The sequence below is a fragment of the Streptomyces sp. 796.1 genome, assembly GCF_047525675.1.
Lineage (GTDB): Bacteria > Actinomycetota > Actinomycetes > Streptomycetales > Streptomycetaceae > Streptomyces.
In genome coordinates, this window is the sequence record NZ_JBLIWA010000069.1 from 1 (window position 1) to 26932 (window position 26932).

Here is a 26932-nt window from a genome sequence, read left to right on the forward strand (position 1 = left end):
ATGCGGGCGGGGCCGCGGCCACCGCGCCGCACCCGCGCGCCACGCCGAACGGCTCCGCGCCACACACCCCCGCCCACTCCCGCCCGCACGCCCCGGCGGGCCCGGCCGGGCCGGGCGGCGACCCGCACGACCCGCGGCAGCCGCACGAACCACCGCTCCGGCAGGCCCTCCAGGCCGCCCGGGCCGCCGACCCCGGGCGGCAGCGGCTCGTGGAGCGGCTGGCCGCGTTGGACGACGCGCGGCTGTTGGACGAGTTGCGGGCGAGCGTCGCCCATCCGTACGCCCGTGATCTGCTGCTCGCCGAACTCGGCCGGGAACGGCGGGTCCAGGTGCGCGGTACGGCGATGGCGAACGAGCTGTGCACCGAGGTGCTGAGCCGGTTCCTGTACTACGACCCGAACGGGCCCGAGGGGCAGCGGCTCACGCCGGGGGAGATGGCCGAGCGCGCCGCCGACCTGTTCACCTGGGCGGTGGTGCCGGTGGCCAGGAACGAGGTGCACAGGTCGGCCCTGGTGGAGATCTTCGCCCTGCTGTGCCGCGGGCAGAGCCCGGTGGCCCGGGTCTGGATCGACCGGGCCCTGGTGCACCCGTACACCGGTTCGCCGCCCGACCTGCCGCCCCAGGTGTGGAAGCTGGTCCTGGAGGAACAGGAGGGCCGGCACCCCGCCCCCGCCCTCCCGCCGCGCCAGGCCGCACCCCCACTCTCCCCCGGCCTCATCCACGACGGCCCCCCACCCACCCACCAGCAGCCAACCCACCACAACCCGGGCAACCCGCCCCCCACCCACCAGGGCCCCGCAGGCCCCCACCCCGCCGGGCCGCAGGCCCCGCACCCCGTGCCCCCGTCCGCGGCGCCGGCCCCCGCCGCACCGCCGGGCCACCAGCCGGCCCCGGCCGGGGCGCCGCCGTGGTGGAGCCTGGCCCGGGCGCGGCAGGCGCTCTCGGGCCAGTACTACATGCTGCTGTTCTGGGGGATGGTGGCGCTCCTCACCGGCCTGGTGGTGACGATCATCGTGGTCGCCGCGGTGTAGTGACGGGGGCGCGCGGGCGGCGCCGGCGGGCCGGGCGGGGGGCCGCCCGCTCCGGCCCCGCCCCACCGCTCCGCGCGCCCCGCCCCGTCGCGCAACCCCGCCGCCTGGCCCGCCGGCCCGTACGCCCCAACCCGTTAGGTCCGTACGCCCCTACTCGTGCGGCCCCACCGAGTCGTCCGCCGCGTACGGATGCACGTACCGCTCCTCGCTGAACGGGGAGAACCAGCGGGCGATGCCCATCGGGGCGACGCCGAGGTAGGCGCCGACCGGGCTCTCGTCGATGCCGTCCAGCGAGTCGTCGTACAGCCACTCGTGGTCCATGTCCTCGTACACCGACTCGGCGAAGCAGCGCAGCGCGGCCGACACGCCCTCGTCGAGTAGGCCGAACAGGTCGAGCGCCACCTCGGCCTCCCGCAGCAGCAGTCGTAGCACCAACTCCTCTGCCACACAGCTCAGTTGACAGAAGGTGCCCTGGGTGAAGCGGGTGGTCAGGGCGATGGCGGTGACCAGGAAGCGGCGGCCGAAGTGGGCGTCGTAGCGCAGCGCGTAGCGGCGGGGGAGTTCGCCGAGCAGCCACATCGGTTCCTCGCACTCGGCGACGCTGCCGCCGTCCCCGTCCAGCGCGCTCACGTCCTGGAAGAGCTCGTCCAGGAGCAGGTCGGTGCCGTACACCAGGGCGCCGGCCGCGAGGGTGGCGTCCGCCCGGGTGACGCCGGGGCGGCGGTCGGCGGCGTCCTGCGGAAGCCCGGGGGGCAGCCCCGGCGGCAGCGGCCGGTCCGGATCGCCGCAACCCCCCTCCACCCCGGCCGGCGGCTGCGCCACCACCCCGAACGCCTCGGGCCCGAACGCCCGCAGCCGCCCCGCCAGCGCGCAGAACGTGTCCCGCATCGCCACCACGTCGACCACCTCGCCCGCCGCGTCGGGACCCGGGGTCTCGGTACGGCCCGCGCTGAGCCTGGCCCGGCGCGATGCGAGGTCGTCGGGCGGCGCGTCGGGGCCCTCGGCGGCGTCCAGGCTCTCCCGGGTGAGGTCGGGATGGAGCTCGACGGCGCAGCGGGCCACGGTCCACTCGGCGAGCAGGACGGAGCCCTCCAACAACTCCTCCACCAGCGCCCGCACCGCGTCCTCGGCCAGTTCGAGGGCGGGGGCGTCCACGAACACCTTCATCAGCGCGCCGCCGGGATGCACCCCGACGAAGGTGTCGAGCACCTCCACGTCCGCCCCGCCGGGCCCGTCGATCGCCGCCACCTCGTCGAACGCCCGCTCAAGGAGGGCCACGGCACCCACCCGCTGGAGGGCGTCCAACTCCGGGGAGCCGCCCGCTATCTGTGCGTCCACCGTCACCGCGTACTTCACCCCGCCAGCGTGGCAGGCCGGACCGCGCCAGGTGCCCCCAATCGGCCACTTCGGCCCGCACTCCTGGCCCTCTGCGCTACGCGACGGTAACCCCGGGCCCGGGGTGCGGGCCCGCCGGCCGCGCCCCGCACGGAGGGCAACGGCGCTGGCCACGGCGGCTGCGGTGGCCCGGGGGCGGTGCCGTCCGGTGACCGACGGCGTCTATCCTGCCTCCGAGTTCGGTGATCGCGGCCGGGCGACCACACGGGGACGATCGGGGGATCAGTCCGTCATGCACAGCGACCACGACGGCGGGCCGGGCGGCGGACCGGACGACGGCGCCGGCGGCATACGCCCGCTGACGCCCGCCGACCCGTCCCGGATCGGCCGCTACGCCCTGCTGGGCCGGCTCGGCTCCGGCGGCATGGGCCGGGTCTACCTGGCCCGCTCCGCCGGCGGTCGCACGGTGGCGGTCAAGGTCGTGCACGAGGAGCACGCGACCAACGAGGAGTTCCGGGCCCGCTTCCGGCGCGAGGTGTCGGCCGCGCGACGGGTCGGCGAGCGGTTCACGGCGCCGGTCCTGGACGCCGACCCGACCGCCGACCGCCCGTGGGTGGCCACTGGTTACGTGCCGGGCCCCTCGCTGGAACAGGTGGTCAGGACGCACGGCGTACTGCCCACCCGCTCCGTGTGGGCGCTGGTCGACGGACTGTTGCGGGCGCTCGACGGCATCCACCGGGCCGGCATCGTGCACCGTGACCTCAAGCCGTCGAACGTGCTGCTGACCGTCGACGGCCCGCGCGTCATCGACTTCGGCATCGCCCGCGCCCTCCAGCCGTCCGTGGAGTCGCTGCTGACCAGTACGGGGATGGTCATCGGTTCGCCCGGTTTCATGGCTCCCGAGCAGGTCATCGGCGAGGACGTGGGGCCGCCGGCCGACGTCTTCGCGCTGGGTTGCGTGGCGATGTACGCGGCCACCGGCCGGCTGCCGTTCGGACACGGGGCGCCCAACCCGCACGCGGTGATGTTCCGCATCGTGCAGTCGGCGCCCGACCTGGCGGCGGTCCGGGACGAGCCGCTGCGCGCGCTGATCGCCCGCTGCCTGGCCAAGCCCGCCGCCGCCCGCCCCGGCATCGCCGACCTCCTGGCCGAACTCCAGGCCGACCCGAACCGCCCCCGCCCGGCCGACGCCACCGGCGCCTGGCTGCCGCCCGCCCTCCTGGCCCGCCTCGCCCAGCAGGCCGCCCGCCTGCTGGAGGTGGAGACGCCCGCGGTGGGCGCCGACACGGTGCGGTTGGCGGCGGAGCAGCCGGCCGCTGCGGGGGGTACGGCGGGTACGAAGGGCACGGCGGAAGCCGGGGCGTCGTCGCTCGCGGCGCCCGCGCCGGGCAGCGTGGCTGGGGTCGTTGGAGCGCCCGCGCCGGACAGCGCTGCCGGGCCCGCCGGGGCGGCTGCGCCGGCCGGCGCCGAGCCCGTACGGGACGCCGAGGCCGATGCCGTACGGGACGCCGTGCCGGGTGCTGCGGCCGGTGCCGCCGCGGCCGATGGGTCTGCGTCCGGGGTGGCCGGGCCCGGGCCGGCCGGGCCCGGGGCGACTGCCGCGTCTGCGCCGCCCGCGCGCGAGGCGACCGCGGGGCCGGGGGCGGCTGCCGCGCCTGCGCCAGCCGTATCCACGCCATCCGTATCCGCGCCGTCCGTGCCGGAACTGTCCGCGCCAGAACCATCCGCGCCGGAACGGCCCGCCGCAGCGGCAGCCACGGCCACCCCGGCGGCGCCCCCGTCGGCGCCCGCCGAGCCAGCCCCATCGACGCCCGCCGCTCCGGCCCCCGTGGCCGTACCGCTGCCACCGGAAGCCACCCCGGCGGACGCGCCCCGGGCCACGTCCGGAGCCGGCCCCGCCGCCGGGCCCGCGGCAGGTCCCGTACGCTCCCCGGACGCGGCAGGTCCCGTACGGTCGGCCGCCCCGCCGGCCGCCACCCCCGCATCGGCGAAGGCCGCGCACGCGCCGACCGACGGGCGCGCCCGGCGCCGCGGCTGGGTGGTGGCGACGGTGGTGCTCGCGGTGCTCGCGACGGCCAGTACCGTCGCGCTGCTGACCCGCGGCGAGGGGCGCGACGGGCAGGGCCGGGAGCGGGCCGCGGCGTCGGCGGCGCCGACCGCGGACCCCAAGGCACCGGCATCGCCCGCGCCGTCCGCGACCAAGTCCAAGGACGGGAAGGCCAAGCAGGACGAGGCCGACCGGGACGCGGACGAGGCCAAGAAGGACGGGGACGAGGACGCGGCCAAGGGGAAGGGCGCCGACGCGGGGCGGCGCGAGCCGAGTTCGACGCCGGGCGAGCGCGATGGGTCGGCCCGCGACAAGGGCGCCGAGGCCCCGTCCGGCGGCCAGCGGACCACCCCGGCCGACCGGGACGACGACCCGCCGGCCGAGCGGCCCGACAGCGGCGCCGACCAGGACCCGCCGACCCGCCCGACCCCCACCAACACTGTCCCCCGGCGCTTCCTCGGCACCTGGGAGCGGAAGAACTACGCGGGCCCGGTCTCCCAGCACATGGTGGTCCGCCAGGCCAAGCCGGGCCAACACGTGATCACCCTGTCCTACGACGGTGCCGGCTACTGCGAGTCGACGGCCACGTTGGTCGCGGTGGAGGACGGCGGAAAGCAGTTGTCCGTCGGGCCCACCGCGACCCGCTCGAACTCCACCGGCTTCTGCCCGGGCGACAACGCCTCGTCCTTCACCTTCGACGCCTCGGGCAACCTCTACCGCACCGTCAACGGCCAACGCGACTTCACGCCTTTCACCCGGATCGGGTGACCTGGCGCATGGCGCCTGACATGACGAACCATCATGTTCCGTTTCCCGCACGCGCGGCAGCGCCGGGTGCGAGTTCTGCGCCTCCACGGGGCGTGCGGACGTGGACACGAAGCGAGCGCGGCACCACCACCCCCGCCCCGGCCCCCCACCCCACGCAAACCACCCCCACCCCTTCGGGAGTTGTCGCGAGGGAACCCGTTCCCGCCCCTTCGGCGTCACTTTCTGGGGCGGGGCGATGCGGGCGATGGGGATCGTCGGGCCGCCTGCCGTGAAAGCTGTGGAAGATCGATAAACAGGTGAACGCGGCCGGTTGATCGGTCGTGTCGAAGCTCGTCGGCAAACCCTTATCCACATGCGGGAAACGGAAAGGCGGCTTGCGTTGACATGGGAATGATGTGGGCGGTTCTCGTGCCTTTCCTCGGCTTGTGCCGGGAAAGCGGGAAATCGGAGGCGGGTCGTCCGCGCCTGGTCGCGGCGCCGATGTACCCTGCGTGACCTGGGGGTTTGCGGGTGGGTCTGGCTTCGGGTCGCCGTTGGCGCCGGCGTCGCCCCGCCGAGTGACGGGGCGCCAGCTATATCCGCATGTTATGGAAGTTTGTTACTACCCGTTTCAACAAGGCTTCGTAATCCTGGTAATCCCTGGCCAACGACGCCCGCGTAATCGGGTGTCTTCGGAAACGAGGAACCTTGCGAATTACCAGGCTAGTCCCCGCGCTCATAGCCGCTTTGCTCTCCGTCCTCACCCTCTCCGTGAACGCCACGGCCGCCGAGACGCCGCAGGCCCCGGCCTCCAGCGAACCGTCGACCCGCATCATCGGCGGTGGCTACGCGCAGAGCGGCCCGTGGGCCGCGCGGCTGTTCTCCAACGGACGCCAGACGTGTACGTCCACCATCATCAACTCCAACTGGATCCTCACCGCCAAGCACTGCGTCACCGGCGGCGGCCTGTCGTTCCGGATCGGCAGCCTGGACCAGACCAGTGGCGGCACCACGGCCAACGGCGTGCAGACGCAGACCCACCCGTCCGCCGACCTCGCGCTGGTCCGCCTGGACCGTTCGGTCTCCGCGACCTACGCCCAGCTCGGCCAGCCGGGCTCGGTCAACGTCGGCCAGAGCGTGCAGGTCTACGGCTGGGGCGCCACCTCGCAGTGCGGCTCCGAGATCAACTGCCAGTCGCAGTACCTGAAGGTCGCCAACGTGACCGTGTCCGGTGGCTGCCGCGACGCGTACCAGGGCCAGGCGATCTGCGCCCGCCGCGGCAACGGCATCACCGCCGGTGGTGACTCCGGCGGCCCGATGATGGCCGGTGGCGTCCAGGTCGGCGTCGCCTCCACCAGCGACCGCCAGACCACCACGGCTTACACCAACGTGACCGCCTACCGCTCCTGGATCCAGTCCATCGCGGGCGTCTGAGCCGGTCCCGGGGCCCCGCAGCGGCCCTGACGCACGCCAAGCGGTGAGTGCCGAGCACTGACCCGGCGTCTCAGTGGGGGCACTGTCCCGCGCGGAACTTCCGCAGCGGACGGTGCCCCCCCCCCACTGCCGTTCCCACCCCCGCAACTCCCTGGTGCCCCGCCGCCCCGCCCGCCGGGGCCCCGGCAGCTCCCGCGCGCCGCGGCCCCCGCCGCTCCCGTGCGCCGCGCCCCGTACGACCTTCGTACGCCGCCGCCCCGTACGCCTCCGCGCGCCGCGGCCCCCGCCGCCCCGCCCGCCGCGGCACGCCCGCCGCTCCCCGCGGTCCCACCGCTCCCGCCGGGCGCGTACCACCCCCGCCGTACGTCTGACCACCGCCCGGCCGTCCGTACGCGTCCACCGACCGAAGTCGGCCACCGGCGGGGCCGTTGCCGGGGCGCAACCGGCCGCTGCGGTGGTTCGGGCGCCGGCGTAGGGGAGGCCGTCGCGGGAGAGGGGTGGAAGAGGGGGGCGGAAAATCGACGGACGGTGCACACTCGATGAGGGGGTGGCAAGCGCTCGCCGTCCCCACCGCGTGCCCGGCCGTGGCCCGCCCCACCCAGCGCACCCGGCCCCGCGCCACCGCCCCGGCGGTCGCCGGCCCGCCGAACCCGCTGGTGGCGGCCCCGCGACCGGGGAGAACCGGAATCCGACCCCGGGGTGCGCCCCGGTCCACCGGTGCGACGTCCGCCCCGTGGCGTGCCGGTCCGCGCGGGACGCTGGGTGGTGGCGCGGAACTGAAGAAGGGGCAGGGGTGCGGTGGTAGCAGCGAATCGGCCCTCGCACGTGCTCTCGGCGATCCCGTACGCCGTCATGGCCGTCGTGGTCGTGGTGCACCTGACGGCGGGCTCGGGCGTCGGCTTCCTGCCGCTGATCTCGCTGGGGCCCGCGTTCGCCGGGCTCGTCGGCGGCTGGCGGCGTACCGCCTGGATCGGCGGCCTGGCCCTCGCCCTGACGCTCGGCCTCGGCCTCTACAACGACCTGCTGGGCCACCGCCGCGGGGCCACCGCCCTGGTATCGGTGGGCGGCGTCACGGTCGCCGGCCTGGTCGCGGCGGTGATGCGGCAGCGCAGGGAGGCTGAACTCGCCAACGTGCGCTCCATCGCGGAGGTCGCGCAGCGCGTACTGCTGCGCCCCGTGCCGCTGGCCGCCGGGCCGCTGCGGGTGGCCGTCTCGTACACCTCGGCGGTGGCGGACGCGCGGATCGGCGGCGACCTGTACGAGGTGGTGGCCACGCCGTACGGGGTGCGGACCATCGTCGGGGACGTGCAGGGCAAGGGGCTTGAGGCGGTGGAGACGGCGGCGGTCATCCTGGGCGCGTTCCGCGAGGCCGCCTACGACGAGCCGGTGCTGACGGCCGTCGGCGAGCGGCTCGAACAGGCGCTGTACCGGCACGTGCGCACGACGGAGAAGTTCGTGACGGCGGTGCTCGCCGAGTCGGGCCCCGAGCGGGCCATGACGCTCCTCAACTACGGCCATCCGGCGCCGCTGGTGGTGCGCGGCGACGGTTCGGCCACCTTCCTGCCGCCGCCCGAACGGGCCCTGCCGCTCGGCCTCGCGCTGCACGGCGCGAAGGGCCCGGTGCCGCACACGGTCGACTTCGCCCCCGGTGACCAGGTGCTCTTCTACACCGACGGGGTGAGCGAGGCCCGCGACGCCCGCGGCGAGTTCTATCCGCTGGGCCAGCGCGCCGCCCTGCTGCGGGCCGCCAACCCGCAGGTCGCGGTGGAGGCCCTGCGGCAGAACCTGGTGGCCCACGCGGCCGGCCCGCCGCACGACGACGCGGCGATGCTGCTGCTCCGCTACCGCGAGGACGAACCGGCGACCGGGGACGGCCCAGCGTCGGACTCCGACCCGGCGGTGGGCACCGGCCCGACGACGGGCACCGGCCCGACGACGGAGTCCGCGCCGGTGGGGCGGTTCCGTAGTGGTGGTTGAGCACGGGGGCGAGTAGCGCGAGTGGGGGGTGGGGTACGGGGCGGAGCCACACCCCACCCGCCGTCCGTACGGGCCTGGCGGCGGGTCGGGCCGTGGACGCGGGCCCGGCCGGCGGAGCCGCGAAACAGCGGGCCCGGGCGGAGCTCACGCGCCCGACCAGCTACACCCCCGGCCCGCAGCGCCCCCGCGCAACCACCCTGCCGCCGGTGCAACCACCCCGCACCCCCGGCCCGATCACCCCCCACCCGCCGTGGTCCGCCGGTAGGCCCGCCGCGCATGGCTGATCCGGGCGATGACCGTGCCGAGCACGGCGGCGGCTAGCAGGAAGCCGATTCGGCCCGCCTCCGGGTAGCCGGCCCAACTGAGCTGCCAACGCGGGTTGATGGCAGCACAGTTGAGGAAGATCCAGCACACCACGGCTATTCCGGGCGCCGCCACCAGGCGGGCGCACACGCCGAGCCCGACGGCGAGCGCGCAGAGCACGGCGAGGACGGTTTCCGGGTCGGTCAGCCGGCCGCACACCCCGAGCAGGGCCACCGCCGCGAACGCCCCGGCATTGGCCGCGCCGAGCACCCGGGGGGTGGCCAGCGGTTCCGGAACGGGCCTGGCCTGTGCGCGGAAGACTCGCCACTCCACCCTCATCGCGGTTTCCCCCGGTGGTCCGGGCCGCGCACACCGGTCGGATACGCCGCCACCGGGGCACGGCAGGTGTCAGCTTCAGGAACAACAACGGTCGACAGCGCCGTCGCGCAGCCGCCGCGCCGGGATGTTTCACCCCGACCCGCCACGTGAGGCGCCCACCATGATGCCCGCAGCCCCCACCCACAAGCCCCCCGGCCCCGAAGCACCGCACTTCTTACGCTCCGCGTCCCGCGCCCGTACGCCCCTCGGGGGGTGGCCGGTGGCCAGGGTGGCGGGGTGGCCGGTGGGGCGTACGGGCGCGGGCGGCTCACCACGCGCGGCCTCTCGTCGGGCGCGGCCCCTCACCCGGCGGCAGGGCCCGCCACGGGGCGCGGGCGCCTCACCGGGCGGCAGGGCCAGCCACGGGTCACCGGGCGGCGGGCAGCGGGGCGAGTGTGAGCAGGCCGCAGCCGTACGCCTTGGCCGGGCCGATGCCGCCGAGGAGATGGGCGGTGAGGGCCTCCGGGTCGGTGACGCGCAGGTGCCCCTCGAAGGTGGCGCTGTGGAAGGTGACCTGCGTGCCCCTGCCGCCCTTGCCGCCGCTGCCGCCCCGACCGGCCTGATCGGCCCCACCGGCCTGATCGGCCGGGCTGGCCTGGCCTCCGTTCCGGCCGCCCTTGCGGAAGGAGTGGCGGTGCCGCGCGGTGATGCGTACCTCGTGGGCGATCGTCGTACGGGGGGCGGGCGTCCCGCCGACCGCGGCGCTGGCCCGGTCGGACGGGTCGGACGGGTCGGCCGGGTTGGCGAGGTCAGGCAGGCCGGTGGGGCCAGCGGGGCCGGGCAGCCCGGGGGCGGTGGGGTCGGTACGGGCCGCCGGCACCTCGAATCCCCACCGTGCGGTGCGGGTGAGGAACCAGTTGAGCTGGGCCGCCGCCGTCCGGTGGGCCAGCCGGAAGCCGCGGGGCTTGCGGTCCGGTGGGAGTTCGGCCAGCCGCCGGGCCTGCCGGGGCGTCGGCTTCACCGGATCGATGGTGTTCTGCACCGGGTTGGCGGTGAGCCGGAACGCGTACTCCTGCCCCACCGCGATGCGGTCGAGGAGCGGCGTGTAGTCGCGGACGAGCGCGTGCTCGCCGTCGGCGTCCGGCCAGCCGGCGCGCTCCACCACGTGCGTCCAGTCGGGTCGGGAGCGGGTGAGGACGACGAGGTGCGGGCGGCGCGGGTCGTCCGCGTCCAGCCGCCACAGCACGCGTTCGTCCGACGCGCCGGGCAGCCCGCCCTGGACCGCGCCGTGCAGGGCGCGCGGGTTGGCGAGCAGCCGCCGGCTCTCGGCCCGCAGCGGATTGATCCGTACCCGGGAGAGATAGGTCATCGCAGGTCACCTGCCCAGAAAGGCGAAGGGGTCGTGCCCGGCGCCGGGGCCGCCGGCGGGGTCGGGGCCGGGTGTGGTGGCGTCGCTGGGGGCGGGGAAGCCGGTCGGCACGTCGTACCAGTCGTGCCGCACCCAGCGGGTGGTGAAGCGGCGGCCGTGCGGGTCGAAGGAGAGCGGGGCGTCGCGGATCTCGTCCAGGTCGAAGCCGTGGCCGGGGCCCGGCGGCGGGCTCTCCACGGTGGCCGCGAGCGGGATGCGCGCGGGGTGGTGCGGCCCGTCCTGGCCCCGTTCGCGGCCGGCCCGGGCGGCGTACTGCCGGCGGGCCCTGGCCGTCGCCTGCCAGGGGTGCGCCCGCAGCACCCCGGTCAGCGTCCCGTCGTGCACGCCGAGCGCCAGCGGCTGGGTGGGCGGGCAGGAGCGGCGGCCGAGCGCGAGCGGGAAGACCGGCGCGCGCACCGCGGCGTCCAGTCGTACGAGCAGGTCGCGCGGCCCGGCCAGGGCGGCCAGGAAGGTGGCGTCCTGGAGGTAGTAGCGGCTGGTGACGTGGGTGTGCTTGGCGGGCTGGGTGGGCCGCTGCACGCCGCCGGCGGAGACCCCGGACTGGGGCAGCGGCCGGCCGCGGTAGTCGGAGATCGTGTGGTAGTCGCGCAGCAGCGTGCCCGGTACGTCGACGCGGACGCCGAGGCGCAGCGCGAGGAGTTCGCCCAGCGGGTCGTCACGGTCCCGGCCGAGCGCGGCGGCGAGCAGGCCGACCACGCCGGACTTGGTGGGTTCGGAGTGGGTCTCGCGGCGGTTGACGGCCACCCGGGCGCCCCAGGCTTGGAGCGGGGCGGCGAGCCGCAGGAGGAGTACCGCGGGGTGGTCGCGGTCGGCGTCGGCGCTGGCCCCTCCGGGCCCCGCGGGCTGTACCGCCGTCACCGCGCGGCCGGCACGGCGCTGCGGGCGATCACGGCGCCGAGATGGTCGCCAAGACCGGTGAGGAGTTGGGGAAAGGCGACCGGGGTGCCGAACGCGTCCGCGAGCGGGCCTGACGCCGGCGAGGCGTCGTCGAAGGCGTGGCAGACGGCCGCGTGGTCCGGGGCGTCGCCCCAAAGCCGCACCGCGGTGCTGTGTTCGCGGGCCAGCCGGCGGGCCGACTCGGCGGCGATGCCCGCGCTCGGCGCCACCGGGTCCTCGAACGCGGAGACCAGGTTGACGGGCTGGTCGGACCTGACCGCGACGGCGACCAGGCTGGGCAGCGTGCGGTGGGCGAAGGAGTTGCCGTAACCGCTGGGCACCGAGCGGGCGAAGGAGCTGACGAACGCCTGCACGCCGCGCACCGCGTCCTCGTCGGTGTCCAGGTTGTGCCGCAGTTGGTGTAGCCCGACGCTGGCGTACCGGTACAGCGTCGCGGAGTTGAAGCCGATGGTGCCGATCATGCCGGCGCCGGTCTCCTGCCCCTTGCTCGCCTCGTCGTCCACGGCGGTGAAGTAGTCGAACTCCAACTCCACCGCGTGCGTGGACAGGGCGTGCGCCACCTGCACGGCGGCGTCGACGCGCAGCGCCGGCAAGTCGGCGACCATCCGCCCGAACAGCGCCACGTCCAGCGGGTGCCCGGAGGTGAACGCCTCCTGGATCGGCAGCGACTCCATGGCAGCGGCCAGCGCCTTGTCGTCCAGCGCGACCAGTTCGGCGGCCCGGTCGCGGACCAGCGCGGCGACCGTTTCGAGCTGCCGCCGCCCGTAGAAGAGCAGGTACGCCGTGTCGCCCGCCTTCTTGCCGGCGCGGATCTTCAGCGGCGCGAGCAGCGCACCGGCCAGCCGGGCGGACTGGTCGGCGTCGAGCGCGGTCCCCTCCCGCAGCCGCTCGGCGAGCGCGCCGGCCACCCGCCGGGTACGGGTCGCCAGGTCCTGCTCGGGCAGCCGCTCGGTGAAGTGCCGACGCGTCGCGCGCTTCCACGCCTGCGACGACACCCGTGACCGCCGCACCCCGCCGAAGTACGCCTCCTTCGGGTTGCCCTGGTCGTCACGGTTCAGGTTGGCGGGCGGCACGGTGTGCAGGATGTGCACGTCGACGTACGTACGGGGAGCTGGCAGCTCCACGGTTCCTCCAGGGCGGGTCGGGTCGGTGGTCGGACGGATCGGAACGGGACACCGGTTGCGGGTCACGGTCACGGGTGATGGGGCGGGGCGTGGTCGCGGCGGGCCGGGGGAGCGGGCGTACGGGCCGGGGCCGGGGCCCGGGGCGGCGTACGGGTCTGGTCGGCGTACGCGCCCGGGCCGGCCCCGGGCTCACGCTCCCGGTGGCGCGTCGGCCGCGTCGCCGGTGGGCTTCCAGGCGTGGTAGGCCAGGCCCCAGGTGCGGCGGACGCGCTGCCGGCTGTCCGGGCGCGGCCACAGGGTCAGGTCGGTCAGCAGCCGGCCGTAGTCGAGCGCGATGGACTCGCCGCGGAGCTGCGGGATCAGTCCGCGCAGCCGGAACAGCAGGATCTGCGTGGAGTTGGCGCTGACCGCCGCGGCCACCCGCCGGTCCAGCGCTTCCGGGCTGTACCGGTCGGCCTCGCGCAGCGCCCGCAGCGCCGTACCGAGGCCCACGCCGCGCTGGTGCATGGGTCGAAGCTGGCTCTGCTGGTGCAGCCCGTACAGCGCGAGCGCCCCGTGCTCGGCGTCGAGTTCCGCGGTGACTTCGCCGTCGGTGGGGCTCGTGTAGTACGGCCACAGGGCGGGCACGGTACCGGCGGTCTGCCCCAGCCCCGCCCGCAAGTCGGCAAGTTCCTCACCGGGCGGGCCACTCGGCGCGTGCTTACGCCAGCCCTTGCCGCCCACGTACCGGTCCCAGTACCGGGCGGCGGGCTGCGCGGGCGCGGCGGCGGTGGGTACGGGCTGCGCGGCGGGCTGTGCGCCAGGTCGCGCCGTGGGTCCGGACTGAGGGGGGACGCTCACCGCGCGGGGCCTTCCGTGAGGTTGGTTTCGGGACCAGGGTTGGAGTCGGGGCCAGGGTTGGAGTCTGGGTTGGAACCAGGGTTGGACTCGGGGTCAGAGTCAGAAGGGGAATCAGAAGGAGGATCGGACTCCTCCGCCTCCCGGCTGGCCCGGCGTTGTTCGGCGATGCGCTCGGCCCGCTGCCACAGGATGTCGGCCAGCGCGCGGCGGAACCCGGACTCGGCGGTGCTGAGTCGGTAGACGCGGCTGGTCTCGCCCGCGGTGACGGCGCGGCCGAGGAAGAGGCCGGGCGCGGCGGCGTTGCTCAGCAGTTGCTCCGCGACCTTCCACGCCTCCCGTGCGGCGCGCTCCTCCCAGGCCGCGAGGAGGGCGAGGGCCTGCTCGGCGTCCGACCCGATCCGGCGCAGCTCCACCAGCAGCCTGCGTACCAGCGGGTCCAGCGCGTGCAGCAGGGTCTCGCCCGGGTACTGCCAGGCGCCGCGCGGCAGGGCGTCGGAACCCGCGGCCCGGCGCAGGTCGGCGGCGAGCAGGTTGACCGCCTTGGAGAGCTGCTCGGCCTGCTCGACCGCGCCGAGCAGTGCACCGCGCGGCGTGCCGTCCCGGTCGAGCGCGGCCAGCGGCAGCGGGATCTCATCGAAGAACAGGTCGTCGATGGCGCCCGGCTTGGCGTTGTACGCGATGGCCGTCAGCTCAAGTTGCAGCGGATAGTTGGCGGCCGGCGTCTGGTGGAGCTGCCGCACGGCGCTGAGTTGCGCAAGCAAGTCGCTGGTGTAGTAACCGTGTTGGTGAGTCTTTGCGCGCGTCGGATCGAACGAGCGGTCCACGGCGAGCAGCGCGTTCAGCCCGCGCCAGGCGGCCCGCCCCACCTGGTGCCGCAGCGGCCTGACCCGCTCCACCTCGGCGTCCTTGCCGCGCCGCTTGGCGTACGAGGTCTCGCTCTCCTCGAACCATGCCGTGTGCGTCTCGTGGTCCCGCGGCACCCGGAGCAGCCGGTCACCCGCGGCCAGCACGACGCGGGTGACGTACGGGTCGCCGTCGGCGCCCGGCTCGGGGAACAGCCGGATGCGCCGGGCCTGCCAGGTCCACAGCTCCAGCGGCCCGGCGGCCTCGCGCGTCGACCAGCGCACGGTGCCGGCGACCGGATCGGCGGCCACCTCCGTACTGCCCTCGTGCTGGCGCCACTGCGGGCGATCACCCTTCAACTTGACTCTGCCGTACGGAATGTTGAGCAGTAGCGTCTCGTACACGGTCCGCCCGCGCGGCAGCACCACCCCCAGCCTGCCGAGCGGCCCGACCGGATTGCCCAGCACCTTGCCGCCCTTGGCCTGCGGGTCGTCCGCCGCGCCGGTCTTGATGGCGCCGGTGTCCCAACAGTGCGCGTGCAGCAGCCAGCGGGCGGCCTCGGCCGGGGTGAGGGGCAGCGGGTCGGCGTCGGTGCGGGAGGAGAACAGCGGCACGTTGTTCCCCGTCGCGACCGTGGCCACCAGCAGCGCCGAAGTCTTCGTCTCCCCCTTGTTCGTACGCAACCCGGCCACCTGCGCGAACGGCGCACTCGCGGAGAACAGGTCGAAGCGATCACCGTAAGCGTCGAAGTAGCCTTCCAACCGCTCCCGCTCGGCACCGGAGAACGCGCCGCGCGCGAACCGCTCGGCCCACTCGGCCCCGTCCCGTACGAACCCGAGCGCGTCCACCACCAGCGGCAGCAGCAGTTGCCGGAAGATCGCTGGCTTCTGGGTGGGAATGTCCACCTCGAAGTCCCGAAAGCGGTGCGCGTCGAGCAGCAACTCCCGTACGCCTACCGCCCGCCCGCCGGGCCCGCCGTCCCGACCGTCCCCGTCGGTGCTTCGTACCTGGTCAACGAGGGAAACCGGTAACCACGGCTCATCGAGCAGACTCCACAACCCAGCCTCCACTTAAGTTCTTACGTTCCTTGGTGGGGGATGCCAGGCTGACACAGCCGACGGGGAGGCGCGGTGCGAATGCAAGAATCAGCCGACACAGGCTTGAACGCGTACGCGCGCGTTGTGCGTAGGAGCCCCGGTGCGCCGGGGGTGCCCCCTTCTTCCGTTCCACGAAGGAGTTCGGCCCCGCGGTGCGGGGGTTGCCCCCGTGACCGGACCATACCGGCGGCGGGGCACGGGGCCTGCCCTACGGCGGGGCCGTTTCACCCCGCTAGCCCCCGGGTGACGGCTCGACGCCGTGCCCCAGCACCATGTGCATCTGCAAGGCGTCGACGACCTGGGCGACGGCGGGCGCGGCGTGGGAGGTTAGGGCGTCGTGCAGCAGCCGCTTGAACTTCGCACACTGCGGGCAAGCGCTGGGCCGTGCTGCTCTGGCGGGCGAGGTCGCCAGGCGCAACAGGTCTTCTACACGGGGCAGTTGCGCCGCAGTCGTACCCTCCCGTGACCCGTGCGGTGTCGGCTGCGGACCACGGGATGCAGTGTGCTCCCGGGACTCGCAGATGGCGGCTGCTCGGTCCATGGCCTGGGCCAGTACCCACCGGGCGAGTCTGTCGTCTCCCCGCCGGGAAAGGATGAGGCGAGCGCCGAGCTCGCACGCCTCAACCAATTCGCTCTGCATCAGCCGGGGAAACCAGGTCCAGGCAACGCTTTCCTGCATGGCACACACCAGCCATGGAATATCGGCTATCGCGCGGTCCCGATATTCGTCTTCATCGAAGCGTACGAGAGCGGCGATACGGCGGAGTTCCGTGGCGAAGCTCATTTCTGGCACGGATGAATTCACCTCATGGGGCAAGGCGGGCATCAGATGGGGTGTGGGCCCGCTCTCCGCAGGGTTGGGGTTCGCGAGTGGGGGCTCGCGCGGCTTCACCTGCGGAGAGCGGGAGCTTCAAGGGGAGCGCGCACCCACGACCGCGCCCCCCCGTTTTCTGTTCCTCGAAGCCGGTCATCGGGGCCCGGGCGGGATGCTGACGGCTGGCCTTGGGAAGTTGTGAGCGGGGCGGGTTCGCGGGGCCTTGGCTACTGGCCGCGCATGGCCGTGCTGGGCGCGGTCCCGGACGTCCTCGCGGATGGCGACAGCCGCTTCAAGACGGGCTGCTCAGGCCACGAACTTCGGTGATTACCAAAGGCGTTGAGGTCCACGACTTTGCGCACGAATTGCACGCCGTAGTCGGGCAACGCAGCCGCAGTCAGCGCTCAGCTCACCTGGGGCGCGGGGGCCCCGGACAGGTTGCGGGGCCGGGCGGGCTTGGCGCGGAGCTCGGGGCAGCGTTCCTTGTTGCCGCAGCGGCACGGCGGCCACTTCAACGCGGCATCGGAAGTGGCGATCGAGTCAACCCGACTCGTGGGAAAGGCCCTTGACGTACTCTGACCCATGACTGTCTACCTCGCTTGGGCGGTCACTTCGCCTCCGCGACCGTCCGACCGGTCGTGGAGGCCCCTTCTCGCTCTAGGCAACCGCGCGGCTACGGACAGCGGTACCGTGTCGATTCCAACCCCTCTCAATTCCTCTCAATTTACGGGGGAGATCCATGGGTAATCGGACGCCGAACGAAAAGCTGCAACGGCTGGTCCGTCAGGCCGAGTGGACGTACGAGCAACTGGCCCGAAAGGTCAACCAGGTGGCCACCGAGCGGGGGACCAAGCGGTCTTACAGCTCGCAGGCGGCGTGGCTGTGGGTGAAGAAAGGCGTGGTGCCGCGCGATCAAGCATCACGATCACTCGTAGTAGAGGCCCTGGCCCGAGGTCTGGGCCGCTCCCTCACCTGCGCGGACGCCGGCTTCCCGGAGCCTGAGGATAGCTCGCACGCGCGTACGGGTACTGATGTGGTGGACGAGTTGATTGACCTGGGGAGGGTGCAGGTGGATGCGTCACGGCGCGCTGTCGTGGGGGTGGGGCTCGCTTCCATGACGCTCACCATCCCGGGGTGGCCCGACGTGGCCGGGCGGGCCCACGCGGTCCAAGTCAATCCTCACGCACGGATCGGGCAGGCGGAAGTTGATTCCGTGGGCGCGATGGTCGATCGATTGAAGGTCATCGACGGAGAAGTGGGTGGTCAGTACGCCCGCCCGATGGCAAGTGCATTCCTGACGAACACCGTGGCCCCGTACCTCCGTGCGACGGCTACGGAACCCGTCCGTAAGGCGATGCTGACGGCAGCCTCGATGGCTTGCTACTTCACCGGGTGGATGGCGATGGACGAGGGTGCGCATGGTCTCGCCCAGCGGTACTACGTCAAGGGATTGGAACTCGCGGGAGCGGCTGACGATCACATGGCGTACTGCCACATCCTCCGCGGCATCAGCGTGCAGGCAGCCAACCTGGGCCATGGCGCCGTTGCCGCCCGATATGCAAATGCCGCCGCCGACACGGCCCCGATCTCGACCCCCTACATGCGAGCCTTCATGGCTGGCCAGCAAGCGCACGGTCATGCACTCGCCGGCTCCAAGGGGTCCGCCATGGAGTGCCTGCACGAAACGGAACGAGCACTCGACAAGCTCACGAGCCCAGGCGGGGCTCATGGCGGCTTCAACTACTCGACGCTGGCGTACGCGACGGCCCAGGTGCGTCATGAACTGGGGGACACCAAAGGCAGTGTGGAGTCCCTCCACGAGCACTTCAAACTGCGTGGGCCTGGCGAGAGTCACCGCTCGGGGCTGATCTTCGGAGGTCTGTTGGCCGAGCGTCAGTTGGCAATTGGCCACCTGGACGCGGCGTGCGCAACGTGGAATCGCGTACTCGACGACTACCCGGCGATGCATTCGGGCCGAGTGGATGAGCGAGTCCGCTCAGTCGTCAAGTGCCTGGCCCCCTATCAAGCCAACAACACGGCCCGCCACACCCGCGACCGAGCACGGGTGCTGCTTGGGCAGCGGGGCGTCTAGCTCGCAAGGCGGGAGACACTTCCGCCGCCTCTAACCTGGGAGGCGGCACATTCGATCGCGGGGTTGTTGCTGATGCTGTGACCTGGGGTGATGCATTACCGGCGGATCGCTGCAAAAATGCTTGCGGGATGGGGTGGCAATATGCGTGTGACCTGGGGATTTACCCTCGGGTTGTCATAGGCCCTGGAGGGTTCGCAACAGCATCGTCTTGGTCTTCAGGCCGTCCGGGACCAGGGGCGTCATAGGCCCTGGAGGGCTCGCAACATGCCCTCTACCCCCAGATGGCCGCCATCGCCCGCGGTCGTCATAGGCCCTGGAGGGTTCGCAACGTAGGGGTCATGCTGCGCGCACGGCCGAAGCCACGTCGTCATAGGCCCTGGAGGGCTCGCAACACGAGCTGCTTGCCGTGTCCGGCGCCGACGGGCGCATGTCGTTATGAGCCCTGGAGGGTTCGCAACGCTTGGGTGTCGAACAACCCGACCGCCGCTGCTTCGTCGTCATAAGCCCTGAAGGGTCCACAACACCCACCCCCGAAAAGCACCCGCACCCAGCCCCTCCCCCCCACCTCACAACGAAGTAGCCGCCTTCAACACCACAATCAACGCCACCGCCGCGTTCAGCGAGGACAAGGCCGAAGCCGCCGTGCCCGCTGCTGCGATGAGGGCCGCTGCGTAGAGGGAGCCGTCTGCGGGGGGCCAGAGGCGGGTTGGGGGGACGGGGGAGAGGAGGGCTGCGATGCGGCGGGGGATGGGGCCGGGGGTTGCTGGGCTGGCGAAGCCGGCGATGCCGGGGGCCGGGGCGGGGGCCGTTAGGAGGGCCGCCTTGCCGACCGCCGTGGCCACCACGCGTCGGTTGCCCACCTCGCGCGCTGCCTCCTCGTCGGCCCAGCGTTCCGCGCTGAACGACACCGCGGTCCACAGCGGGCGCAGGAACGGGTTGGCGCTCGCCGTCAGTCGGGACGCCAGCAGGTAGCGGTGGTGGCGGGCTGCCAGGTGGGCCCGTTCGTGGGCGATCAGCGCCTGGCGCTCGGGTTCCGTCAGACCGGCCAGCATCGTGTCCGAGACCACGACCCGGCCCGCGCCTGAGCTGCCCGGTAGTGCGTACGCGTACGGCAACTCGTCCGGGAGGACCGTTACTTGGGGTGGGGCCGTTGCTGGGGGGCGGGCGGGTGTGGTCTCGCCCCGTACCCCCGTGTGCTCAGCGCGGACGGCCGCCGCGGCCTCCGGGCGGCCGGGCATCGTCGATCGGCCGGCCGAGGCGCACTGTCGCCCAGTCGGCCCGCCCGCCACCGTGGAGCGTCCCTCCGCCGCAGAGCCTTCCGTAGACTCCGACCCTTCCCCTGATGCCGAACGCCCCGCCACCGCAAGGGACTTAGCAAACTCAAGCCCCTCCCCAGGCGCCGGCTCCGGCGGCAAGCCCTCCAGGGCTCGCCAGGCCGTGGCCCGTACCCGGTAGTGGCGCCAGAGCGTCGCGCCGCAGGCCGTCGTGACCGCGGCCAGGACGGCGATGGCCGCGAAGCCCACGTTCTCGTCGTACGGGACGGCCGCGCGGACCTCGGGGGCCGCCCAGCCGTCGGGGAGGGGGTTGCCGGGGACCTGGGCGGTGCCGACCACTACCAGGAGGGCCAGGCAGAGCGTGCTGCACACCGCGAGGATCGCGCCGACCGCGGTCAGTAGGACGGTCGCGGTGCGGGGGTGCAGGCGGCGTTCGGCCAGGCGCGATATCGGCCACGCCGTCAGCGGCAGCACCAGTGGCAGCACGACGAAGACTCCCACCTCACGGCTCCTGTTCCTGGGGGGTGTCGGGGAACACCGGGGCGCCGCCCGGTACGTCGCCGAGCGGCGCGTCAGCGGGAGCGGGCTGGCCTGGTGGGGCGAGCGCGTCGGACACCCCGTCCGCACCCGTACCGTGCAGCAACTCCCGTACCAGCCGTTCGTCTTCGGCCGACAGGCCCGACACGAAGCTGGCGAGCACGGCGTCACGGTCGCTGTGGCCGTCGAGTACCCGGCGCATCCGCTGCGCCGCGAGGCCCGCCTCGTCGGCCGCCGGGGCCCACAGGAACGAGCGGCCCGCGCGCCGCCTGGTCACGGTGTGCTTGCCGTGCAGGCGGGTCAGGATGGTGACGACCGTGGTGTACGCCAGGTCGCCGCCGAGTGCCTGCTGCACCTGGGCCGCGGTCACCGGCTCGCCGGCTCCCTGCAACACCCGCATCACCTGTGCCTCCAGTTCCCCCTGCCCGCGCCGCCGGCCGCGCTGCGCCGCAGCTCGGCCTTCGCCCTCGACCTCGTCCCTGTCGTCACCCACCGGTCTGCTCCTTCCCGCGCCGCCGGCCCTCGGGCGGGCCCGGGCCCGCCCGACCGGACCCGCGGCCGGCGCGCCCCTGCCCGGGCCGCTGCGCCTCCCGGCCGATCCGGGAGAGCCTACGACATGGGGGCGGCGCGGTACCCGTTCGCGGTGGCCCGCGCGCGGGCGTGCGGGTGCCCGTACGGGCGGTCCCACCAGGCACGATCGGCGCCGCGGGGTACGGCCGGTGTCCGGCGCCGGACGCCGGTGCGGGGCGCGCGCGGCGGGCCGGGCGCGTTGGCTACGCTCGCTTCGCGGGCGCGCCGGCCCGTGACGCGCGGTGTGCGGGAGGGGCGACGTGAACGTGTCGGGAGACGTGAACGTACGGGCGGACGCGCACGCGAGAGCGGACGTGGGGGCGGCGGGCGCGGCCGGGCCGGGTGGTCAGAGCCCGACGGACGGGGTCGCGCCCGTACCGCGCGCGCTCGCGCGCGAGGCGTTGGCCGCGGCGTTGGCCGGGCGGTACGCGGGTGAGTTGCGGGGGCCCGCCGCCGGCGCGGGCATCGCGCACCCGAACGGATTCCTCAAGCTGCCGCTGGCCCGGTACCCGGCGGACGGGCGGCGGCTGTTCCTGCACGTGTGGCAGGACGGGGGTGCGGATGCGCAGATCCACGACCACCGGTGGGACTTCGCGGCGACCGTCTTGGCCGGGGCGGTGCGGAACACGGTGGTGGAGGTGGGGCCGGGACCTGGGCTGGGGCCCGACGCCGGCCCCGGCCCCAGCCCCGACCTCGACCCCGACCCCGACCCCGACGCGTACCACCTCGTCCGCTACCGGCCCGAGTCCGGCGGCTTCCGGTTCACCGCGGACGGTGCGGGTGACCGTGGCGGGCGGGTGCGGGTGGTGGCCGCCCGTACCCGGGTGGTGGGCGTCGGCGAGGCGTACGCGCAGTCCGCGTGCGTGCTGCACCGGGTCGCCGCCGAACCCGGCACGCTGACGCTGGTCGCCAGGGGCGAGCCGGTGCGGGCGGAGAACCGGGTGCTGGTGCGCGGGCCGGTGGTCGAGGGGTTCCGGGCGTGGCGGTACGTGAGCGCCGAGGAGCGGGTGCGGCATCTGCGCGCGGCGCTGGAGCTCGTCGGATGAGCGGGGTCGCACCGGCGACGGGTGGGACGGGCGGTACGGGTGGCGTGGGCGACCCGGGTGGCGCGGGCGGTACGGGTGGCGCGGGCGGTGCGAGTGGCGTGGGCGGTGCGGGCGGGCAACCGCACCAGCCGGTACCTACGCCTGTGCCGGCACCTCCTGTGCCTGCCCCTTCGCCGGAACCTGAACCGACGCCGACGCCGGCACCCGTGCCGGCGCCGGGACCGACGCCCGTGCCGGCGCCCGCACCCGGCGCGCCCCCCGCGCCGACCGCTCCCCTCGACGACCCCGCCACACTGGTGCGCCGCGACATCGTGCTGATCTTCGCGGTGCAGATCGACACGGTGCCGGCGGCTCCGTACGCCGCGGGGCCGTTGGTGCGCTGGTGGCGGCGCGGGGGCAACGACGTGGACTCGTCCACCGCGCGCCGGGTGAACTACACCGATCCGCGGCTGGAGCCGCTGCTGTGGGGGCCGGAGGTGCGCTGGCACCGGGAGGTGGGTGAGCCCGGGGCGGCGCCGCACGGGTTTCGGCTCAGCGCCGTGGAGTTGGTGCGGCTGAACGAGTCCGTTCTCGGCATGTTCGGGCGGATGGGGGTGCGCCCGGCGGCCAACGGGGTGGTGCTGCTGCACGGCAGCCTGCCCGCCGTACCGCCGGCCGGCCTGGCCCGGGCGTTGCGGAACTGCACGTACGTCGATCCGTACCACGCGGACGGCGCCTACCGTGACTGGGTCGCCAGCCAGTTGCCGCCGGGTTGCAGGCTTTCCAGCACCGAGCGCGAGGCCGTGCACTGCACGCTCGTCACCGCGCGGGATGACCTGCCCAGGCTCAACCACCGTACGGAGGACGAGAGTTGGTCGGCCGTCGACCAGTGGCTGTGGCAGCTCAACCAGGCGGCGGACTACCCGCCCGGCTCCGAGGCGCGCGAGGAGTTGGCGGAGTTGCGGTTCCCGCTGCCCAGTGACGTGCGCGCGGTGCTCGGGCAGCGCGGTCTGGTCCTGGTGGGCAGCACGCCCGACTCGGGGCCCGAGGACCTCGCCAACTACTACAACAGCGCCACCCACCACCTACACACCCTGTACGCGGACGCACTGGCCCTGGGGCGGTTGCAGCAGATCGTGCTCGGTGCCTTCGGGCGCGAGGTCGCGCGGCTCGGCGAGGCGGAGCCGCGGCAGCGGGTCGTCGCCCAACTGGAACGCGACCTGTTGGTGTTCCGGCGCGGCTACCTGGCGGCCGACTTCGGCCGGCAGGCCACGGTGGGCGGGGTGCTGCGCAGATGGAAGGAGAGCGCGCGGCTGCCGGACGAGGTGCAGACGCTCAAGGAGGACCTCAGCGAACTCTCCCGCCAGGTGCTCTCCGCCGAGACGGAGACCAGCAACGCCATCCTGGGCCTGTTCGCCGCCGTCGGTCTGCCGCTCAGCGTGGGGCTCGGCATCTGGCAGGGCCTCCCGGGCTCCGGCGCCACCGCACTGGGTTGGACCCTGGCCGTCACCGGTGTGGTCACCGTCCTGCTGCTCGTCGTCTTCCCCGGCCTGCGCCGACTCGCGGTGGACCTGTTCCGGCGGGGGCGGAGCCGGTGAGGGGCCGGCGGCGGGGCAGCCAGGCGCCCGCGTATGCGCGTGTAGCCGCGCCCGGGTGCGCGCGCGTGCCTGCGCATGGCCTCGTGCCCGCCCCCGCCCGCCGTCCCGCAGCCGACCCCGCACGCGCGCACGCGCACGTACCGCCAAGTGCCTTCGGTCCCACGTACGGCCCCACGCCCCCGGCCGGCCCCGCGGGCGCGCACGTACCCCCCTGCCCACCGGCCGGCAGGTCGGCGCCCCGCCACCAGCACACCGGAGGTGAGGTCCGATGACCGCCGCCTACTGCTGGCCGCCGCGGCACGCGCCCGGGTTCCCGCCGGACTGTGCGGATGCGGGGGACGTGCTCGCGCACTTCGCCGGCGGGGAGGGGCGGGCCGCCACGGTGGTCGTCGTCACCAGTGCGCTGCGGGCCAGCGTGGAGGACTGCGGCGACCACGAGGCGGGGCTCGACCGGGTGCGGCGCAGCCTGGCCGGCATCGGGCGGGCCGCGGGGGCCGCCTGGCATCCCGCGTACTACGGCAAGGATCTGGTGCTGGTACGCGCCGTCGAACACGGGCCGCAGGCGCCCGCGCCCGTGCCGCTGGCCGCCGGCGACGGCGGGGTGCGGCACGGGTGGGCGTGGGAGCACGTGCCGCTGACCGGTGGCGCCGGGGCGCGCCGTACCGCGCTGCTGCGCGCCTGCTACGCCGTCGCGATGGCCGCCAGGCTGCGCCGCGACCGGCCGGACCCGGCCCGGCACCGGGCCGCCGACGCGCTGTCCGAGGTACCCGAACTGCTCGCGCCGCCGGCCGCGGCGGCGCTCCTCGCCGGCGTGCTCGTACGGCCGTTGGACGGGCACCCGGCCCGGCCGGGGGCGGGCGACGGGGAGGACCCGCGGCTGCCCGGGGTGCCGTCGGCCGACGGGCTCGCGGCGTGGGTGCCGCCGCGCGGCGGCGGGCTGTACGCGGTGACCGACGTGCACGACATCGAGTGGGGCACGGTCTCCCGCGGCGCCGCCGGCGCGCGGCTGACCGAGGGCAACGCCCGGGCGCTGCTGCCGCTGGCCACCGCGTGGCAGCGGGACCGGCTGCCGCTGGACGAGGTGCTGCGCCGCGGCTACCCGCTGCGCGCCCGCCGCGAGGCGCTGCTCGCCGGGCACCTGCGGGCGATCAGCGACGGGATCGCCGGCTGTGGCCGACTGTTCGCGACGCTGGGCGACGGCCTGTCGGGCACGGTCCGCGACGCGGAGCGGCTCCGGGATGCCGTGGCCGGCGCCAACCGGTGGAGTGCGGGGCAGTTGCACAGCGGGGCGGGGGCGGCCCCGCTGGTGGGAGGCAGCGCGACCGACGTGCCGGCTGGGGCCGGCGTGGGGGCCGGTGGCCTCGTCCCTGGAGCGGCCGGTCTGGACGCGGCCCGTCGGCGCGCGCACTTCAGCCTGCACGTCACCAAGACGCTGAAGGGTACGGAGCATCCGCAGCGCCTGCTGCACGTATACGGACAGCCGCTGCCCGCCGGCCCGGCCGCCGCGGCCGTCGACTTCCTGGCCGCACTCGCCGCCGCGGGCCCGGGCGCCCCCGGCAGCCACCACGTGGCGCACGCCGCGCGCCGGCGGGAGGAGTGGCGACGGCACCTGCCGGCCGAACAGTTCGCGCGGCTTGCGGGGGTGTTGGGCGGGGCGGGGGCTGGCAAGTAGCGGTGGGCGGGACCGTGGCGGCTGAGATTCGGTACGGCTGCGCACCGGGTCGGGCGGGGCCCGTCAACTCCACAGGGTGTCGACGGCCTCTCGCACGACGTTGAAGTCGAGGCTGCTGGTATCGAGGAAGAGCGCGTCGTACACCTTCTTGCCCACCTCGACGACCTGCTGGTTCGCGGGCGTGGTGGCGGCGCCCTGTGGCTCGTCCGTCTCCAGGTGAACAAGCACCTCCTTGAGGACGAAGGCCCGTACATCCGCCACAGCGTTGTCGTCGTGCACGCCGAGCGCATCGATCCGATTAACGACGACGTCGCGCACGCCCGTCGCCAACGGCGACTTGTACGAGGCGTTCTCCAGCGTCTCCTTCCAATTCGTCAACCCATCCGGGGCGATGCTGTCCAGCCGCTTCTGGAGCGACTGGCTCAACCGGTTGATCTCCGTGTTCTCCCGGCCCGGACCCACCCACAGGTTGTCCGCGGAGCTGTTCATCACGTACGCGGCCTGCATGAGGGTCTTGCCGTCTGCCGGGTTCACGCCGCCGAACGCAGCCTGCGGAAGCTTGTCGAGCGAATCCGTCACCTGACCGGTGATGTTTTGATCCACCTGGCCGGGCCCGAGCTTGCCATTGAGGTAGCCGATCAACTGACCGTCGTGCTCTGCGTAGGATCGGTTCAGCAGGTCCCGAATGTTGTGCCACGCGATGATGTGGCGCCGGTGCTGGGTCGGTTTGAGCGGTAGCGCCGCCAGGGTCGACGGGGCGAAGCCGGGGCGGCCGGTGATGTTTCCGGCCTTGATCACCATGGTGCCAAGGCCCTTGACGGTGGGTGGTTTGTTCTCGACGCCCTTGACGTACGCCAGAATTTTTGTGGGCAGACTCAGGCCCGGGACGTCCTTGTAGTCCTGCTCGGACCACGCAGTCATCTGTCGGATCTGCTCGAAGCAGTCGTAGGCGCCGTCCACAACGAAGTCGTCCGGCAACTCCGCCATCAGATCTTCGAATACCTCGTCGTATTCGTCGAGCCAGCGATTGTCTTTCTTTCCCACCTCTCTGAACTCCTCGAAGGCGGGGCCCGGGTCCCGCGGGGAATGGATCACCAGCGGGTTGGCCCGCGTCGTGCGCTGCACCCCGGCTGCGGCGGGCCCGCGCCGCGTCCCCTCGTACGCGTCCTCGCGCGTGTGCGCGGGCGCGTGGTCCGTGCCCGGCGTCGCGGACGGCCGCGGCACCGCGCGGGACATCACCCGGCGGGCGTTGGACTCCGCGGCGCGTTCGTAGCGGTCCGCCGGGTCGGAGATGCGTAGCCCGCCGCCGTTGTCGGTGCCGGACACCGGGCCCTGGCGCTGCTGGATGACGTGGGTGAGCTCGTGCGCGAGGGTGTGCTTGTCGGCGCCGCCCGCGCCGACCACCACGTGGTGTCCTGAGGTGTAGGCGCGGGCCGAGATCTCGCGGGCCGAACGCTGGGCGGCGGAACCGGTGTGGAGCCGTACGTCGGAGAAGTCCGAGCCGAGGCGCTGCTCCATCTCGCTCCGCAGCGCCGCCGGCAGCGGCCGACCCGGCGAACGGAGCACGTCGGCGACGGACGAGCGCTGGACGGCAGGGGTGCCTGGGACCGCCTCCCCCTGCTGCTCGTGGGGCTGGTGCTGGTGCTGGTGCCGCTGCACCGCCGGCAACGCCTCGGCCGCCCGCCCCGGTTGCTGCTGCTGCGCCGCGGGTTCGCCGGTGTCGGACCCTTCCCGTGTGGCCGGTTCGGCCTGCTCCGTGTGGTGCGGTGGTCCGGCGTCCGGGGTCGTCGCGCGGGCGTGGTGCAGCATCTGGGTGGCCGTGGCGTTGCCCGCGGTGCGCTGGACGGACCGGAGCAGCGCGGGGGCGGCCACGCCGCGGGCCAGCGCCGCGGGCCGCGCCGCGGGCTCGACCTGCCGCGCGGCCCGAC

Annotated in this window: 17 protein-coding genes and 2 pseudogenes; 8 read left to right on the forward strand and 11 right to left on the reverse strand. The window is 74.2% G+C overall.

Features of this window, described 5'->3' with window-relative positions:
- Positions 1-1031 (forward strand): annotated as a pseudogene (locus ACMA1D_RS30730) (hypothetical protein); the annotation flags it as partial.
- Positions 1032-1181: 150 nt separating this feature from the next.
- Here the strand turns inward: ACMA1D_RS30730 and ACMA1D_RS30735 are convergent.
- Complete coding sequence (locus ACMA1D_RS30735) at positions 1182-2387, reverse strand: hypothetical protein (RefSeq protein ID WP_414727267.1); 1206 nt, start codon at positions 2385-2387, stop codon at positions 1182-1184.
- Positions 2388-2658: 271 nt separating this feature from the next.
- Here ACMA1D_RS30735 and ACMA1D_RS30740 point away from each other — a divergent pair.
- From ACMA1D_RS30740 to ACMA1D_RS30750, 3 genes and pseudogenes are all read left to right on the forward strand, one after another.
- A pseudogene (locus ACMA1D_RS30740) lies at positions 2659-3720 on the forward strand (serine/threonine-protein kinase); the annotation flags it as partial.
- Positions 3721-5868: 2148 nt separating this feature from the next.
- Complete coding sequence (locus ACMA1D_RS30745) at positions 5869-6594, forward strand: S1 family peptidase (protein WP_414727268.1); 726 nt, start codon at positions 5869-5871, stop codon at positions 6592-6594.
- Positions 6595-7446: 852 nt separating this feature from the next.
- Positions 7447-8571, forward strand: coding sequence for a PP2C family protein-serine/threonine phosphatase (locus ACMA1D_RS30750; protein ID WP_414727282.1), 1125 nt, complete (start codon positions 7447-7449; stop codon positions 8569-8571).
- Between the two features lie 234 nt (positions 8572-8805).
- Here the strand turns inward: ACMA1D_RS30750 and ACMA1D_RS30755 are convergent, their stop codons facing one another.
- The 7 genes from ACMA1D_RS30755 to ACMA1D_RS30785 form a co-directional block, all read right to left on the reverse strand.
- Positions 8806-9213 (reverse strand): hypothetical protein, encoded by a 408-nt coding sequence (locus ACMA1D_RS30755; RefSeq protein WP_414727269.1) that lies wholly within the window; start codon positions 9211-9213, stop codon positions 8806-8808.
- A gap of 406 nt (positions 9214-9619) precedes the next feature.
- Entirely contained in the window at positions 9620-10561 is a 942-nt protein-coding gene (locus ACMA1D_RS30760) for a type I-E CRISPR-associated protein Cas6/Cse3/CasE (RefSeq protein WP_414727270.1), read from the reverse strand.
- A gap of 6 nt (positions 10562-10567) precedes the next feature.
- Positions 10568-11479 (reverse strand): type I-E CRISPR-associated protein Cas5/CasD, encoded by a 912-nt coding sequence (gene cas5e / locus ACMA1D_RS30765; RefSeq protein WP_414727271.1) that lies wholly within the window; start codon positions 11477-11479, stop codon positions 10568-10570.
- Positions 11476-12636: a type I-E CRISPR-associated protein Cas7/Cse4/CasC gene (gene cas7e, locus ACMA1D_RS30770; protein WP_414727283.1), complete on the reverse strand. Its 1161-nt coding sequence runs from the start codon at positions 12634-12636 to the stop codon at positions 11476-11478. The genes cas5e and cas7e overlap by 4 nt, the downstream gene beginning before the upstream one ends.
- A gap of 195 nt (positions 12637-12831) precedes the next feature.
- On the reverse strand, positions 12832-13482 hold the full coding sequence (gene casB / locus ACMA1D_RS30775) for a type I-E CRISPR-associated protein Cse2/CasB (RefSeq protein WP_414727272.1): 651 nt from the start codon (positions 13480-13482) through the stop codon (positions 12832-12834).
- A complete protein-coding gene (gene casA / locus ACMA1D_RS30780; protein WP_414727273.1) occupies positions 13479-15383 on the reverse strand; it encodes a type I-E CRISPR-associated protein Cse1/CasA in 1905 nt (634 codons plus the stop codon). The genes casB and casA overlap by 4 nt, the downstream gene beginning before the upstream one ends.
- A 271-nt stretch (positions 15384-15654) precedes the next feature.
- Positions 15655-16248 carry a hypothetical protein gene (locus tag ACMA1D_RS30785; RefSeq protein ID WP_414727274.1) on the reverse strand — a complete coding sequence of 198 codons (594 nt, stop codon included), beginning with the start codon at positions 16246-16248 and terminating at the stop codon, positions 15655-15657.
- Positions 16249-16975: 727 nt separating this feature from the next.
- Here ACMA1D_RS30785 and ACMA1D_RS30790 point away from each other — a divergent pair.
- Positions 16976-18328, forward strand: coding sequence for a tetratricopeptide repeat protein (locus ACMA1D_RS30790; RefSeq protein ID WP_414727275.1), 1353 nt, complete (start codon positions 16976-16978; stop codon positions 18326-18328).
- Positions 18329-18894: 566 nt separating this feature from the next.
- Here the strand turns inward: ACMA1D_RS30790 and ACMA1D_RS30795 are convergent.
- Together ACMA1D_RS30795 and ACMA1D_RS30800 are read right to left on the reverse strand one after the other, a co-directional pair.
- Positions 18895-20103, reverse strand: a complete 1209-nt coding sequence (locus tag ACMA1D_RS30795) for a M56 family metallopeptidase (RefSeq protein WP_414727276.1) — start codon at positions 20101-20103, stop codon at positions 18895-18897.
- Position 20104: 1 nt separating this feature from the next.
- A complete protein-coding gene (locus ACMA1D_RS30800; RefSeq protein WP_414727277.1) occupies positions 20105-20632 on the reverse strand; it encodes a BlaI/MecI/CopY family transcriptional regulator in 528 nt (175 codons plus the stop codon).
- Between the two features lie 337 nt (positions 20633-20969).
- Between ACMA1D_RS30800 and ACMA1D_RS30805 the strand changes: the two genes are divergently transcribed.
- From ACMA1D_RS30805 to ACMA1D_RS30815, 3 genes are all read left to right on the forward strand, one after another.
- Positions 20970-21755 carry a hypothetical protein gene (locus ACMA1D_RS30805; RefSeq protein WP_414727278.1) on the forward strand — a complete coding sequence of 262 codons (786 nt, stop codon included), beginning with the start codon at positions 20970-20972 and terminating at the stop codon, positions 21753-21755.
- A 230-nt stretch (positions 21756-21985) separates the two neighbouring features.
- Positions 21986-23332, forward strand: a complete 1347-nt coding sequence (locus ACMA1D_RS30810) for a hypothetical protein (RefSeq protein ID WP_414727279.1) — start codon at positions 21986-21988, stop codon at positions 23330-23332.
- A 268-nt stretch (positions 23333-23600) separates the two neighbouring features.
- Positions 23601-25004, forward strand: coding sequence for a hypothetical protein (locus ACMA1D_RS30815; protein WP_414727280.1), 1404 nt, complete (start codon positions 23601-23603; stop codon positions 25002-25004).
- A 63-nt stretch (positions 25005-25067) separates the two neighbouring features.
- On the opposite strand, the gene ACMA1D_RS30820 is transcribed toward ACMA1D_RS30815, so the two are convergent.
- Positions 25068-26932, reverse strand: a 1865-nt coding sequence (locus ACMA1D_RS30820; RefSeq protein ID WP_414727281.1) for a DUF4157 domain-containing protein, incomplete at its 5' end; no start/stop codon positions are given.